The organism is Bacillus sp. PS108 (genome assembly GCF_037963335.1).
Lineage (GTDB): Bacteria > Bacillota > Bacilli > Bacillales > Bacillaceae > Bacillus > Bacillus subtilis.
This window is the reverse complement of the sequence record NZ_CP150155.1, coordinates 1,251,543-1,265,446: the sequence shown is the minus strand read 5'-3', so window position 1 is coordinate 1,265,446 and position 13,904 is coordinate 1,251,543. Positions and strand designations below refer to the sequence as shown.

Below are 13,904 nucleotides of genomic sequence, written 5' to 3'. Positions count from 1 at the left end.
TTCGCTATAAAAAATGCACGTTTTCCACAGATGAAAAACGTGCAACTGTAAATTAGCTTCTAATCTAACTTCACCAAGTAATCAATATCGTCCTTTACTCTCTCTTCTGTATTACTGCTATTTGTATCAGCTAAAAAAGGATTATATACCAGTGTGTAATGTTTCTGTTCTCCTTTAGGGATGACATAACTGAGTACACCTGTAACCTTTTTCCCCGATACTAGTGTTCCTCCCATAAGGATTCTGCCCTTCTCTTCTATAGAAAAAACAGGCCGCACTGATTGATCATTCTTATCTCTTAAATCAAACCCGATAAAATTGTAGCTTATTGAATCTTCCCCTATATTTTCCATCGTAACTTCTATAATAAGCCGTTCCTCATCATCTTTTATTGTTTTTGTCTCCTCATTTACAGCTCCGCCAACATTCATATATTCACCTTTTTGCACTCTATCAACTTTATTCACTGTAAAATTCGTATGTCCTGCTTTAAATGTTTCTCCTATTTTATGTATTTGATCATCTTTTTTGGTCTTCGGCTCACCGCCTTTTTTCAATTCCTTATCAAGTTCCTTTTCAAGCTCTTCTTGCGATTTTTTCTCTTTCGGTTTTTCCTTCTCTGACGCATCGCTCGATTGGCTGCACGCTGAAAGCGCTAACCCGATCGTCAAGACAAATAATAGTAATAAGACTTTTTTCATGATTGTTCCCCCATCTAAAGTAATCGATTTCTATTATAATCAGATTTTTCCTTTTCTTAACAGGTAAGAAAGTAACGATTATTTCTATCTCATTCATCACAATCTTACTTCTTCCTAGTATTTGAATATTTTTTACTAGTCCATTAGACCTTTTCATCAAAAAACCCGAGCTGGCTGAAGCCGCTCGGGTGGGAGGTCAATCTCGCTTATTCATTCCCCTTTTCTCTCGAGGTTCCTGATGATGTTTTTGGTGCTCGGGAGGCTGCGTCGTGCGTTCCAGCTCCTTTGTATCTTGTCCCATTCCTTTTAAAAAGGAAAAGAGCAGTGTAATTGATTTGTTGATTTCCGGGTCTTTTAGCGAGCGGATAATATCAAAATAACCTGTCTTTTCTTCGCTGTTTTTCTGCTCTACAGCGCTTGCCACACCCGCATTCACTTTCAAAATGAGAGGCTCCAGCTGCTTCACGTCCAGCATGCCGAGTGTTCCAAACAGAAGAAGCAGATTTTTCAGCGTGTTGGCCGTTTCCTCTGTATCTGCTTTTTTCACCAGAATATCAAGAACTTTATCCCCTTGGCCAAAAAGGCCGCGGAGCAACGGCAGGACCCCGCGCTCGTTCATATGGCCCAGCATATGCAATGTTTCGAGAATCGCTTCTTTGTGATCAACTAGAGCATCTTCAATTTCCCGCAAATCACGCTTTCGCTGATCTTCTTCTGTTACCTCGATTTTTTGAATTCGTTTAATCGCTTTAGCCATTATGGCCCATCCCCCTTTTCACAGCGTCACCAGGGAAAATATAATCCTTCCGCGCCCATTTCTTTTGAACCTGCACACCGATTTGCGGCTGCGGATTGCCGTTGCGGTGGTTGATCTTAGGCAGCGGGCTGATTCCGTCGTGCTTCAAAATTTCCATCTTGGCCGATGTTTCTTTGTAAGCAGGCGTATCGGTATCCTTATCGGCATGGCTGCCTGTTAACAGGTTGATCGCCGCTTCCCCTGAATCGTTCATTGGCAGATATACTTCCTTCCCTTTGACTCGATCAGTAATCAGGCACTTCACTTTGACATTTCCGAAAGGCGATGTGAGTCTGACGAGGGTTCCGTCCTGAATCCCTCGTTCTGCCGCAAGCTCAGGAGAAATTTCTAGGAACACTTCCGGTGTTTTCTCCGAAATCCCTTTTGATTTGTAAGTCAGGTTCCCTTCGTGGAAGTGCTCCAAGAGCCGCCCATTGTTGACATGGATATCATATTCCTCACCGAATTCCTCAGGCTCTGTCCACTGGACAGGGTAGAGAATGGCCTTGCCGTCCGGGAAAGGGAAGCGCTCTGTAAAGAGTAAAGGCGAATCCTTTCCATCAGCGTTTACAGGCCATTGCAGGGAATTATAGCCCTCAAGACGTTCATAGGTGACACCGGCATAAATCGGCGACAGCTTGGCTGCTTCCTCCATAATGTCTGCAGGATGCTTATAGTGCCAGCCGGCGCCAAGCTTATTGGCAACCTCCATAATAATCTGCCAATCCGGCTTTGATTCGCCCAGCGGTTCAAACACCTGATACAAACGCTGAATCCGGCGTTCTGTGTTTGTAAAAGTTCCTTCTTTTTCAAGGCTTGGGCTCGCAGGAAGAACCACATCAGCAAACTCCGCTGTACGTGAAAGGAAAATGTCCTGCACCACAAAGAAATCAAGCTTTTCATATGCGGCGTGTACATGATTGATATTGGAATCCACCAGGCCCATTTCTTCACCTTTTACATACATCGCTTTCAACTTTCCGGAATGGATTTTTTCAATCATTTCGTGGTTGGTCATACCCGGCTCCTTCGGCAGCGGCACACCCCACACACGCTCGTATTTTTGGCGGACTTGTTCATCCGTCACTTTTTCATAGCCTGGCATTCTGTCAGGCATACTCCCGAAGTCACTTGCTCCCTGCACGTTATTATGGCCGCGCAATGGGTAAGAACCTGCTCCCGGTTTTCCGTAGTTTCCTGTCACAAGCAGCAGGTTAGAGATCGCCGTGCTCGTGTCGCTTCCTCCAATGTGCTGTGTCACGCCCATCGCCCACAATGCGCACACACTGTCAGCTTGCCCGATCATCTCTGCCATTTGGATAAGGGTTTCTCGATCAATCCCGGTTTTCTCCTCAGCATATTCAAGTGTGTACGGCGCGAGGCTTTTTACATATTCATTTCGTCCGTTCACTCTTTCTCTCAAAAATCGTTCATCGGCCTTGCCGTTTTCTATTAAATATTTGGCGATCGCATTCAGCCAGACGATATCCGATCCGGCACGCGGCTGGACAAATAAATCGGAGCGTTCTGCCATTTCGTGTTTTCTGATATCCGCGACGATCACTTTCTGCCCTCTTAGCTTATGAGCCCGTTTAATGCGAGTGGATAAGACTGGATGCGACTCAGACGTGTTCGAACCGATAATCAAAACAAGGTCCGCTTGCGCGATATCTGTAATTGATCCTGAATCACCGCCATAGCCGACTGTCCGGAACAGGCCGGCAGTCGCAGGAGATTGGCAATAGCGAGAGCAGTTGTCCACATTATTTGTGCCAATGACACCTCTGGCCAGCTTTTGCATAAGATAGGATTCTTCATTTGTACATTTAGAAGATGTAATAAAAGCGAGAGAATCCGGGCCAAACGCCTCTTTTAATTCAGTGAACTTGCTGGCGATCAGCGATAACGCCTCCTCCCACTCTGCTTCACGGAAATGATCGCCTTCCCGGATCAGCGGCTTTGTCAGGCGTTCTTCGCTGTTGACGAAATCCCAACCGAACTTGCCTTTCACACAAGTAGAAATGCCGTTGGCTGGCGCTTCCTCCTGCGGCTCTACTTTCAGAATGTCTCTGCCCTTTGTCCAGACATCAAAGCTGCAGCCGACGCCGCAATACGTGCAGACGGTTTTCGTTTTTTTGATTCGTTCATCACGCATGGCCGATTCCATATCAGAAATGGCGAGAATCGAGCCGTAGCCTGTCTCTACGCCTTTCGTGATCTCGATCATCGGTCGCAGCGTTTCGTTATTGATGCCTGTTAAATATCCGGCTTCCCCTTCCATTCCTTTTTCCATCATCGCGTTGCACGGACAGACCGTTGAACAATGGCCGCATGACACACATGACGACTCATTGATCGGCACGTCGTTATCCCAAATGACGCGCGGGCGTTTCCGCTCCCAGTCAATGGTCAGCGTTTCAGTTACCTGAACGTCCTGGCATGCTTCAACACAGCGTCCGCACAAAATACATTGATCTGGATCATACCGATAAAACGGATGGGATTCATCCTTATGGTATGGCTTGTGATCAAACGGAATGCTTTGGTGATTGATTTTCATTTCCTTCACCGTATTATGTATTTCGCATCCCCCATTGTTGTAATCGCAAACTGTACAATAAAGCTCATGATTATATAAAATCTTGTCCATCCCGATGACCTGCGCTTTTTTCACGTCAGGTGAGAGCGTATCAATGATATCCCCATCCTTTAATTCAGCGGAGCACGACCTCTTCAGCTCACCATTGATGCTGACGATGCACGTATCACATGTCTCAATCGGCCCTAAGCTTGGATGATAGCAAACTTGCGGCACTTCAATCGAGCTGTTATTCAAAAGCTGCAGCACCGTCTGTTCCTCGGACGCTTCCATTTCAACGCCGTTTATTGTGATTTTTTTCTTGCCAGGCATCTCCATTCCCCTTTCTTGCTTTATATACCGAATTACCTATTTCAGTTCCCTTACAACAACTCAATAAAACATACAAAGCGCACTCACATGTTTTATTGCACTAACACCGGGAAACGGGATGGTAGATCAATAAGGAGGGATCAACATGAAAAAGACAATGTCTGCTATTACCGCTGCGGCAGCAGTAACAAGCTGTTTTACCGGCTTTGGGGCTGCGTCCTTTTCAGCACCGACAAAGGCCGCAGCTCAAACAAACACACTCTCAGAAAACACGAATCAATCAGCCGCTGAGCTTGTCAAAAACCTCTATAACACCGCCTATAAAGGGGAAATGCCTCAGCAGGCGCAAGGCCTTACCATTAACAAAAGCACAAAAGGGGATGTCCACGCTGCGTTTGGGGAACCGGAAAGACCAGTCGGGGGAGACAATCGATTTGATTTATATCACTGGAATATGGGACAGCCGGGCTACGGATTTTCCTATCATAAAGACATGACAATTTCAGAAATCCGCTACTTTGGAACCGGTGTGGAACGGCAGCTGAATTTAGGCGGAGTTACGCCGGAAGTGCTGCAGAAGCAATTAGGGCCAGCAAATCGGGTGTTAACCGTCCCGTTTACCGATGAAATCGATTATGTATATGATACAGGCCGCTATGAACTCCATTTTGTAATAGGCACAGATCAGACAGCCGACCATGTAAACCTAAAAGCAAAATAAACACCCTATGCGGCTATTCAGCCGCTTTTTTAGTGGACAAATAAAAGATATATTCCTTACAATACAGGGAGATGAAAAAGAGACGGGGTATCAATTCGCAATGAAGCGAAATGGTTGGATATATGCAGTTTTCACCGTACTGATCATTGGGCTGGGGCTTGGATCCAGAGCATTCTCCAGTGTTCTTCCTGATACCCTCAATACTTATCTGGGAGACTCGTTGTGGGCCGCTATGATCTTTACGGGATGCGGATTTCTATTTCGGAAGCTGAAGACAATGATAACGGGCATTATCAGTCTTTCTTTCTGTTTTGTCATTGAATTCAGCCAGCTCTATCATGCCGAATGGATCGACCAGATTAGGGATGCTTCTCTTGGCGGGCTTGTACTAGGGTACGGTTTTTTATGGAGCGATATCGAAGCATATACAATCGGAATTGCCGCCTGTGCCGCCATAGAACTGCTAGTTTTGGGAATCAAAAAGCGCCGCTGTATGTGACGCTTTTTTTCATTTGGAAAACAATCCGCACTGAGAAAGAATGGCCTTCGCATCCAAACGCGTGGCCTCGCTTATCGTCATGTGATGTTGATTCATAAATGACTGAACGGCATGATATCCAACCGCATAACCTGCAAAAGCCGATAAACCAGCAGGCTTAAAGCCTTGATCGTTAGCAATTGGATCACCAAACATATAACGGCTGACTTCCGAAAATCCTTTCACATCCAGCACCTCATTAATCACATCAATGGAATATTGCAAATCCTCATGATCAAAACGAGTTACCCAAGGGCCCAATCGTTCCGTGCCAAACAGCTCTCTGGCGAATGATTCCGCCAATCCTTCAATCACAAGATAATCCCCGACACTTACAGAGCCATGATGAAAATCTATATACGAAAACCGCACATTATGATGAAACTCATGAGCAATAATTGAAGGAATCCTTGGCAGGTTATAACGGTTCGGATCAATCCATACATGAATAAAGCCCGGTATCCCGCCAAACCCGCAGTAGCCTTTTTGCAGCTGAAGTTTATTTGGATCAGCGATATAAAGGCCGAATTTGATCTCCTCTGCATTCACCCGCAGCTGTTCGCGCTCAGCAAAAAATATGCATTGCCGAAGTGCAGATTCAGCTGTCTCTGAAACATGTGATTCTTTCAGTATTTGCAGTGCTTTCTGGCCGCTTTCAGTATCACGGACATCCAAATAGCCCAGCATTTTCGCAGCCATGATCACATCATAGCCGTTTGGCTCCTTCGCTTTCAGCGGAACTTGGATGGCGGTCCACATCTTTTCAAACGGCCTCATCATCGTATACCGAAATTCATCTTCTCTTTTCTGTTCTTCCATTGAAAACAGCTTTTCGTATTGCTCAAAGGTCTTTTCCATTACAAGATTCATCCTGATTCCCTCCTTGTCAAAAACATACGATATGCCGCAGCGTAAAGGTCAACAGGAGAAATTAAGCCATTTTTCACTGTAAAATCATACAAACCCGCCGATAGGTAAGGCATAGGAGGTGGAACGATGGATATTCCTGCTTTATCAGTTGCGATGCATCAAGCATCCCTTGCCCAGAATGTTAATATCGCTTTAACGAAAAAAATGCTGGACACCGCCCAGCAAAATGCCGATCAAACCTTAAAGATGATTCAGCATCCGACTCTCGGACAAACCATTGATGTAAAAGCTTAACCTCACACCAAAGGCGGCCAATAACTCCATCCTCCCGGCCGCCTTTATTGTTCACAAAAAATCATGCATGTTTTGATTGTTCCTCCGTATGATTTATTGTTTGCTATATTAAGGGGGTCATAAAGAATATGAAAAGACTGTTTACGAAGGCTTCATTGGTGTTATTCGCAGTAGTATTTGTTTTTGCCGCCAAAGGTGTACCCGCCAATGCGGAAACCCATGCCTACGATGGTAAAAGCCCTTATTACAATGATTGTGCGTCCACCGGCTCTACAAAAAAATCCTCAAACTTAGTGAATGCCAGCAATCAAGTCATCGGAGTAGTCGAGCTTAAATTCAGCAGTACATGTAAAACAGCTTGGGCAAAAATCACGATGAATAATACATTGACGTCTGGCTTTGAAGCAAATGCGGAGATTACCCGAAACACGGACGGAAAGAGATATAATTGTGATTCTGCAGGCGGCAATGGAAAAGCGGTGGCCGGCCAAAAGTCTTGCTATACACCGATGGTATATGATTTAGATCCAAGGACTTCTTACGCTTTCGGCAAGTATTCAGGACCAAACTTAAATGTTTGGGCCACCACAGGCTCTTATTAAATAGAAAAAAGGCTGTCGAGAAAATCTCGACAGCCTTTAATTTTCCTTAAAATATCCATTCTCCTGTAATAAAATAAAAGAAAGACTTAAAAGGACGGTGTCTTTCTCATGTTCCACACAAGAAATTCTTCTCAAAACGCAGCCGAATTTGTTCTGCTTGACCAACTCATTGAAGAGGATCACCTGCTTCGGAAAATTGATCAGTACATAGACTTCTCTTTCATCATTGAAAAGGTTAAACCTTACTACAGTGAAAATAAAGGCCGCCCCTCACTTGATCCGCTTATTTTATTTAAAATGATGTTTATCGGATACCTCTATGGTATCCGTTCAGAAAGACAGCTTGAAAAAGAAATTTACTACAATATGGCATACAGATGGTTTCTCGGATTGAATATAAACGATCCAGTTCCGCACCACTCCACCATCAGCTGGAACAGACGCACACGCTTTAAAGATACTACCATCTTCCAAGACATCTTTGATGAGATCGTTCTCCAGGCCATCAATCATGACATGGTGGGCGGACGAGTCCTATTCACCGACTCCACACACCTTAAAGCCAATGCCAACAAGCATAAATACACAAGAAAAACAATTGCGCAGGATACCCAAAACTATATCAAGGATTTAAATGAAGCCATTCAAGAGGATCGGGAGGAACACGGAAAAAAGCCACTAACAGCCAAGGAGGAGGTGAAAGCTGAAAAAGAGATCCGCCACAGTACAACCGATCCGGAAAGTGGCTATCTGTATCGTGAAAACAAACCAGAAGGTTTTTTCTATTTAGATCACCGCACAACAGATATGAAATACAACATTATCACCGATGCCTACGTCACATCCGGAAATGTCCATGATTCTGTGCCTTATCTTGACCGATTAGACCACCAAATCGCACGATTTGGTTTTCAAGTAGAAGCTGTCGCCCTTGATTCTGGATATTTAACTACTCCGATCTGTAAAGGATTATCTGACCGACAAATCTTTGGTGTCATCGCACATAGACGTTATCATCCTATCCGAGGATTGTTTCCAAAATGGAAATTTCATTATGACAGTGAACAAGACAGATACATTTGTTCAAATCACCAAACACTTACATACTCAACAACTGACCGAAAAGGCTACCGGTCATTCAAATCAAATCCTGAAATATGTTCCTCATGCCCGCTGCTTGAAAACTGTACAAAATCAAAGAATCGGCAGAAAGTGATTACTCGACATGTATGGGAAGATCATAAAGAAAAGGTCAGACAAAATCGCTTGTCTGTTTCAGGAAAAAACCTCTACAAAAAAAGAAAAGAAAAAATAGAGCGAAGCTTTGCAGATTCAAAACAACTGCATGGGCTTCGCTATTGCAGGTTGAGGGGAAAACGAAATGTGAGTGAACAAGTTCTCCTCACAGCCGCATGCCAGAACATGAAGAAGATTGCCACATACCTAGCCAAGCAAGGCTAGGCATGTGGGAGCGCTTTTTCTGCATCTGAAACCTGATGAATATCTAAAGAAACAGTATAAAACAAAAAAGCTTGTAGAAAAAACATCGTTTTCTCTACAAGCTGAGGCTGTCCGTACGGACAGCCTTTTTTAATTTATTTCGCTTCTCTTTGTTTTTTAACCTCTTCAAGCTGAGAAACTGTCACCAATTGATAGCCTTGATCGGTGAGCTTTTTTATAATTTCATCGGCCGCATCAGCAGAGGTGCGGTAAATATCGTGAATCAAAATGGTTCTTCCATCTCCCGCCTGATTCATGACACGGTCAACAATTGTTTTTTTGTTACGGTCTTTCCAATCTTCCGGGTCAACATCCCATAACGCAACATCCATTTTCATTTGACTCCGCAGTTCATCATTAATGCCGCCGTATGGGGGTCTTACAAGCGTCGGACGATATCCGCTTATTTTTTCAATGATGTCTTGCGTATCATTGATCTGCTTTAACGCTTCTTTCACTGAAAGCCTTGTGAGAAGCGGATGGCTCCATGAATGGTTCCCCACCTCATTTCCTTCTTTCAGCATTCTTATTAGCGTTTCCGGATAATATTGAACCCTGCTCCCCAAAACAAAAAACGTGGCATGACCCTTATATTTCTTCAAGGAGTCTAGAATCTGATTTGTTGTCGCAGGATTCGGGCCGTCGTCGAAAGTAAGCGCAATGACTTTTTGATTTGGATCAACCGTTTCCTCTTTGGGTAAAGAAATCACTTCATGCTTCGGCTTTTGTTCTTTGATTTTATTTTTATTTTTTGCTTTATCAATATATTGTTCTTTCAGAATGTCTGACAAAAGACTTTTCTTAATGGCAATCGATTGCTCTCCAAGATAGCCTGCTGCAACCTGATATATGTCAAAGTAAAGTTCGATATAATCCTCCTTGATGGCAAAGCGGCTGAAATTTTCTTTTTTCGGAGCCGTCCCTTCCTTTAACAGTGCATCGTCCGCGGCAATGTCCTTATTCTTTTTCAACTCGTGATAAGCGATTAACGAAAGCTTATGTAAGTAGTCAGCGTCCTCTTTGAAAATATCATCAATGGAAAGAAACGCTTGTTTACTAAAATCATAGTTAAACGTTTTTTTCACGGTTTGCCCGTGTGCCCCGCCGATGTATTTATATTCATTAAATACAATCGCCACTGTCTGTTTGGCATAATGGACAATTTTATAATCAACATTTAATTCGTTGCGTTTTGTCGTATGCTCTTGGTCAACGTCCTTTGTTTCCTTTTGAAATTGACGAACCTCTTTTTCTGCGAATCTTTTTAATGCCGAATCCATTTTTTCATTTTTGAAAACGGGATAGTTAACCGCGTAATTAAAAGTTTTCCCGTCATTCACAAGCGTTGCGATCTCAACATTCCCATATTGAGAATCAGTTCTTACTTTATTCATGACCGTTTCTTTTTTCAATGAATGATTATGGAAAAAGCCGATAAGGCCCACCACACATACAACTGCTATTAATACATGAAACCATTTGATTCTTTTTGCCAACAACAAAAACTCCTTCTTTCGTAGCCATTTCGATTTACTCTTCATCAGTTGGAACTGTATCTATTTAGAAATGTTTTTGTAACATTGCAGTAACATTTATTTCACATTTGTAATACTATGAGATTTAGAAGTTCATGTCAATCCTTTTTAAGGAATTTCATCATAAAAAAAACCGAATTTCATGAATGTACATACACCCAACTTAAGCATCAGGAATATGGTAAAAGGAATAAAAAAAGCTAGGGAGGTTTTCCTCTTGGATTACCCTTTGAATGAACAGTCATTTGAACAAATTACCCCTTATGATGAAAGACAGCCTTATTATTATCCGCGTCCGAGACCGCCATTTTATCCGCCTTATTATTATCCAAGACCGTATTATCCGTTCTACCCGTTTTATCCGCGCCCGCCTTATTACTACCCGCGCCCGCGACCGCCTTACTACCCTTGGCACGGTTACGGCGGCGGTTATGGCGGAGGATATGGCGGAGGTTACGGTTACTAGTCGCCGCATATCAAAATGGGGGCAGTCCAGCTCCCCATTTTTTTGTTTTAAAAATGACAATATCATGACAAATATGGGAAATAATTGTGATTCTGTCCCCCTCTTGTTACGATAACAAAAGCATGCAGTTTTGGGGGAGGCGTCTATTTTTGGAGAATACAAGAGATTCTGCAGCCATATCTGAAACAAAATACATAAAAGCTTCGAACCGGGTAACCATTTACGATTTTATCAAACTTGCAAAGCCGGGCATTATCATATCAAACTCGATAGCAGCCTTCGGCGGGTTTTGGATCGCGTTTGCAAGCGCAGAAAAAACGTTAACCGGCTTGGCTTTTTTGATGACAATGGTAACAGCAATGTTGGGAACCGCGTTTGTGATGGCTTCCGGCACTGTCTATAACAACTATTTTGATCGGCATATGGACGCAAAAATGGCACGCACTCGCAGCAGGGCCTCGGTCACAGGGAAAATGCCGCCAGCCATGATCTTAACATATGGCTCTGTTTTAGGGATCGCAGGCCTTACCATGCTTTATTCCCTCAATCCATTAACGGCCTATCTCGGACTGGCCGCCTTTATTTTTTATGCGATCATCTATACGGTATGGGTGAAACGAACGTCTGTGTGGAGCACATTTGTCGGGAGCTTCCCAGGAGCTGCGCCGCCATTGATGGGGTATTGTGCCGTAACCGGTGACTTCAGTATGACAGCAGTGCTGTTGTACACGATTATGTTTCTGTGGCAGCCGCCGCATTTTTGGGCGATTGGGATAAGACGCAAAGAGGAATATCGTGCCGCTGGCGTTCCGCTCTTGCCAGTAGTCAAAGGCAACCATGTAACTAAAATAAAAATGATGCAATATATTGCCGTCCTGGTGCCGGTCACGCTATTATTTCCTTTCTCTCTCGGCACCGGCCATATAAGCCCATTTTATTTCTTAGCCGCCTTGGTTCTCGGAGGCATATGGATCAAAAAAAGCATCAAAGGATTCAAAACAGACGATGACGTGAAGTGGGCAAAGGATATGTTTGTCTACTCGCTTATTTATTTTTGCTTGCTATTCTTCATCATGATGATCGATTCATTTATGATGTTTCTAATCAGATGATGCAAAAAGAGCCACACATTAATGTGACTCTTTTTTGTTTGGAAAAACAGCATCTAATAGAAATGTCACGGCAAAAAACACAGCCATGCAAATCAAAAATCGTATAATCTCACTCAAAATCCAGCTATCAGCTATGCGCATACCATCGGTTTCTCGGAGGGTTGCGCATATTGAAAAAATCATGAGTATGTTTTTTAGGGTTTCTTTGTTCATAAAATACCATCGCTTTCTCGATAGGATGACTTAAAGGCAATGAGATAAGTCATCAAGATATAAAATGTGTCGCATCGTTGCATGTTTCGATTGAAAGAAATCATTGTTTTTTTGCCAGCCAATTGTAAAGCTCAGGCAAACAGATGAAAACCGTTTCTGTGAAAAAGCAGATCTAATCGAATGCTTCTATACTCTCTCCACAAATAAAAAATGCTAAGAAATACATTTGTTTCTCTAATCTATAAACCCGCACTCTTTTTCCATCATCAGGTATTATAAGCCAAAACCAAACAAAAAAATAGACTTGCGTTTGAGTTGTAGGAAGTGAAATTGCAAGAATAACCCATACGGTGGTAATATATTGTTTGATTTTCCCATATTCATAGATTTGGAGGTCATACAAAAGTGAAGGGAATATTTTTAGTTGTTCAGCTTGGATTTTCTATTATGATATTTCTGTTTTTAGCTGCTGTTAATTGGTATCAAGGAAGCGAGCTTGTTTCAGATCGATTTGATTGGAACTATACTGCTAAACTCTCAAAACTGCTTAATGGAATTGATGCCGTCAGCTGCCCCAAACAAATTTCACAGCTTGATTTTTTCATCTACTCCGCTAAACACTACCCTGTTATGAGTGCGTTAATGATCATCTCCTTCTTATATGTTCTGGCCGCTCTTTTTTTACTTATATACTCAGTCAAATGCAATAAGCAAGAGATTCATTTGGACTGCTGACCCGGTGAAATTCGTTTTTATAGCCCCTTAACTCTTCAAGATGTTCCTGTGTTTAGTGAGGCAGACCTTAACCTAGGTTTTCGGAACTTCTCGCTCCATTTTACGTATACCTTAATAGGAGGGATCAAACGATGAAAGAATATGAATTCGTAAGAGTTGAGCTGAGCACGATGAGAAGAAGGCCTAAAGAAGACTACCAGCAAATCATCCATGATTATGCGAAAAGAGGCTGGAGATTCGTTCAGATTTTCGCTCCCAGTATAGATGGGTATGGGGCAGCTGCTTATTTTGAAATCATATTTGAAAGGGATGCGGAAAAAGCTTAATCGATATGACTAAGCTTTTTCGTTCCCCTATATCTGCATCTATACAATTTCTGCAAATGCGGCATCACATGATCTGGCTAAATCTTGTGGCGCCAACTTTAGCTGCATACCGATTTTCCCTGCACTGACAATAATAAAATCAAGCGTTTCTGCAGATGCATCAATATAGGTCGGGAACAATTTTTTCATGCCAATTGGCGAGCAGCCGCCGCGAAGATAGCCAGTTACCGCTAACAGCTCCTTCATTGCAATCATTTCTATTTTCTTTTCCCCTGTCACCTTTGCTGCCTTTTTTACATCTAACTCTTCTGCAACGGGTACAACAAAGACATAATAATGATTTGTTCCTGTTGCTGCAACCAACGTTTTATATACATATTTCAAAGGATAACCGATTTTTTCCGCAACAGAGATGCCATCTACCGGCTGGCCGTCTGTTTTATACCCTAATACCTCATAAGAGATGTTCTGCTGTTCTATCAGACGAACCGCATTTGTTTTTGCCATTTTTTTCGCCATTGTTTTCACCCGCTATCAAAATGATGTATGTCTAACTTCTTGCAGTAATATGTAAATTCTATCAT

The 13,904-nt window shown here is 42.8% G+C and carries 15 protein-coding genes; 9 read left to right on the top strand and 6 right to left on the bottom strand.

Annotated features, from left to right (window positions below; all coding sequences use genetic code 11):
- Positions 1 to 59 precede the first annotated feature (59 nt).
- From NSQ16_RS06595 to fdhF, 3 genes are all read right to left on the bottom strand, one after another.
- The gene (locus NSQ16_RS06595) at positions 60 to 701 is read right to left on the bottom strand and encodes a DUF4352 domain-containing protein (protein ID WP_003244850.1); all 642 of its coding nucleotides are present in this window, start codon (positions 699 to 701) and stop codon (positions 60 to 62) included.
- 196 nt (positions 702 to 897) lie between these two features.
- Complete coding sequence (locus tag NSQ16_RS06590; protein ID WP_029726254.1) at positions 898 to 1,458, bottom strand: DUF1641 domain-containing protein; 561 nt, start codon at positions 1,456 to 1,458, stop codon at positions 898 to 900.
- Positions 1,451 to 4,408: a formate dehydrogenase subunit alpha gene (gene fdhF / locus NSQ16_RS06585; RefSeq protein ID WP_339232624.1), complete on the bottom strand. Its 2,958-nt coding sequence runs from the start codon at positions 4,406 to 4,408 to the stop codon at positions 1,451 to 1,453. The genes NSQ16_RS06590 and fdhF overlap by 8 nt, the downstream gene beginning before the upstream one ends.
- Before the next feature lie 145 nt (positions 4,409 to 4,553).
- Between fdhF and NSQ16_RS06580 the strand changes: the two genes are divergently transcribed.
- Together NSQ16_RS06580 and NSQ16_RS06575 are read left to right on the top strand one after the other, a co-directional pair.
- Positions 4,554 to 5,129 carry a YjgB family protein gene (locus NSQ16_RS06580; protein ID WP_230488580.1) on the top strand — a complete coding sequence of 192 codons (576 nt, stop codon included), beginning with the start codon at positions 4,554 to 4,556 and terminating at the stop codon, positions 5,127 to 5,129.
- 100 nt (positions 5,130 to 5,229) lie between these two features.
- Positions 5,230 to 5,628, top strand: coding sequence for a DUF2809 domain-containing protein (locus NSQ16_RS06575; protein ID WP_230488581.1), 399 nt, complete (start codon positions 5,230 to 5,232; stop codon positions 5,626 to 5,628).
- 9 nt (positions 5,629 to 5,637) lie between these two features.
- Here the strand turns inward: NSQ16_RS06575 and NSQ16_RS06570 are convergent, their stop codons facing one another.
- Positions 5,638 to 6,537 carry a DUF2268 domain-containing protein gene (locus NSQ16_RS06570; protein ID WP_230488582.1) on the bottom strand — a complete coding sequence of 300 codons (900 nt, stop codon included), beginning with the start codon at positions 6,535 to 6,537 and terminating at the stop codon, positions 5,638 to 5,640.
- 126 nt (positions 6,538 to 6,663) lie between these two features.
- Between NSQ16_RS06570 and NSQ16_RS06565 the strand changes: the two genes are divergently transcribed.
- The 3 genes from NSQ16_RS06565 (at position 6,664) to NSQ16_RS06555 (ending at position 8,894) form a co-directional block, all read left to right on the top strand.
- The gene (locus NSQ16_RS06565; RefSeq protein ID WP_014476499.1) at positions 6,664 to 6,831 is read left to right on the top strand and encodes a YjfB family protein; all 168 of its coding nucleotides are present in this window, start codon (positions 6,664 to 6,666) and stop codon (positions 6,829 to 6,831) included.
- A 128-nt stretch (positions 6,832 to 6,959) separates the two neighbouring features.
- The gene (locus tag NSQ16_RS06560; protein ID WP_032678796.1) at positions 6,960 to 7,433 is read left to right on the top strand and encodes a YjfA family protein; all 474 of its coding nucleotides are present in this window, start codon (positions 6,960 to 6,962) and stop codon (positions 7,431 to 7,433) included.
- A 108-nt stretch (positions 7,434 to 7,541) separates the two neighbouring features.
- Entirely contained in the window at positions 7,542 to 8,894 is a 1,353-nt protein-coding gene (locus tag NSQ16_RS06555; RefSeq protein WP_230488785.1) for an IS1182 family transposase, read from the top strand.
- 134 nt (positions 8,895 to 9,028) lie between these two features.
- On the opposite strand, the gene pdaC is transcribed toward NSQ16_RS06555, so the two are convergent.
- On the bottom strand, positions 9,029 to 10,432 hold the full coding sequence (pdaC, locus tag NSQ16_RS06550; RefSeq protein ID WP_230488476.1) for a peptidoglycan-N-acetylmuramic acid deacetylase PdaC: 1,404 nt from the start codon (positions 10,430 to 10,432) through the stop codon (positions 9,029 to 9,031).
- 253 nt (positions 10,433 to 10,685) lie between these two features.
- Here pdaC and cotT point away from each other — a divergent pair, with 253 nt between their 5' ends.
- From cotT to NSQ16_RS06530, 4 genes are all read left to right on the top strand, one after another.
- A complete protein-coding gene (gene cotT, locus NSQ16_RS06545) occupies positions 10,686 to 10,934 on the top strand; it encodes a spore coat protein CotT (RefSeq protein WP_015715704.1) in 249 nt (82 codons plus the stop codon).
- 122 nt (positions 10,935 to 11,056) lie between these two features.
- A complete protein-coding gene (gene cyoE, locus NSQ16_RS06540; protein ID WP_230488475.1) occupies positions 11,057 to 12,046 on the top strand; it encodes a heme o synthase in 990 nt (329 codons plus the stop codon).
- A gap of 618 nt (positions 12,047 to 12,664) precedes the next feature.
- Positions 12,665 to 12,994, top strand: coding sequence for a YjdJ family protein (locus NSQ16_RS06535; RefSeq protein WP_230488474.1), 330 nt, complete (start codon positions 12,665 to 12,667; stop codon positions 12,992 to 12,994).
- 131 nt (positions 12,995 to 13,125) lie between these two features.
- Complete coding sequence (locus tag NSQ16_RS06530) at positions 13,126 to 13,320, top strand: DUF4177 domain-containing protein (RefSeq protein WP_003232825.1); 195 nt, start codon at positions 13,126 to 13,128, stop codon at positions 13,318 to 13,320.
- A 39-nt stretch (positions 13,321 to 13,359) separates the two neighbouring features.
- Here the strand turns inward: NSQ16_RS06530 and ybaK are convergent, their stop codons facing one another.
- On the bottom strand, positions 13,360 to 13,839 hold the full coding sequence (gene ybaK / locus NSQ16_RS06525) for a Cys-tRNA(Pro) deacylase (protein ID WP_080529203.1): 480 nt from the start codon (positions 13,837 to 13,839) through the stop codon (positions 13,360 to 13,362).
- Positions 13,840 to 13,904 lie beyond the last annotated feature (65 nt).

Excerpts from the sequence above, each read along its gene's own strand:
- NSQ16_RS06555 (WP_230488785.1), top strand. The coding sequence starts at position 7,542 with ATGTTCCACACAAGAAATTCTTCTCAAAACGCAGCCGAATTTGTTCTG.
- NSQ16_RS06590 (WP_029726254.1), bottom strand. The coding sequence starts at position 1,458 with ATGGCTAAAGCGATTAAACGAATTCAAAAAATCGAGGTAACAGAAGAA.
- NSQ16_RS06580 (WP_230488580.1), top strand. The coding sequence starts at position 4,554 with ATGAAAAAGACAATGTCTGCTATTACCGCTGCGGCAGCAGTAACAAGC.
- NSQ16_RS06565 (WP_014476499.1), top strand. The coding sequence starts at position 6,664 with ATGGATATTCCTGCTTTATCAGTTGCGATGCATCAAGCATCCCTTGCC.
- NSQ16_RS06560 (WP_032678796.1), top strand. The coding sequence starts at position 6,960 with ATGAAAAGACTGTTTACGAAGGCTTCATTGGTGTTATTCGCAGTAGTA.
- NSQ16_RS06575 (WP_230488581.1), top strand. The coding sequence starts at position 5,230 with ATGAAGCGAAATGGTTGGATATATGCAGTTTTCACCGTACTGATCATT.
- NSQ16_RS06530 (WP_003232825.1), top strand. The coding sequence starts at position 13,126 with ATGAAAGAATATGAATTCGTAAGAGTTGAGCTGAGCACGATGAGAAGA.
- NSQ16_RS06595 (WP_003244850.1), bottom strand. The coding sequence starts at position 701 with ATGAAAAAAGTCTTATTACTATTATTTGTCTTGACGATCGGGTTAGCG.
- fdhF (WP_339232624.1), bottom strand. The coding sequence starts at position 4,408 with ATGCCTGGCAAGAAAAAAATCACAATAAACGGCGTTGAAATGGAAGCG.
- NSQ16_RS06570 (WP_230488582.1), bottom strand. The coding sequence starts at position 6,537 with ATGAATCTTGTAATGGAAAAGACCTTTGAGCAATACGAAAAGCTGTTT.
- ybaK (WP_080529203.1), bottom strand. The coding sequence starts at position 13,839 with ATGGCGAAAAAAATGGCAAAAACAAATGCGGTTCGTCTGATAGAACAG.
- cyoE (WP_230488475.1), top strand. The coding sequence starts at position 11,057 with ATGCAGTTTTGGGGGAGGCGTCTATTTTTGGAGAATACAAGAGATTCT.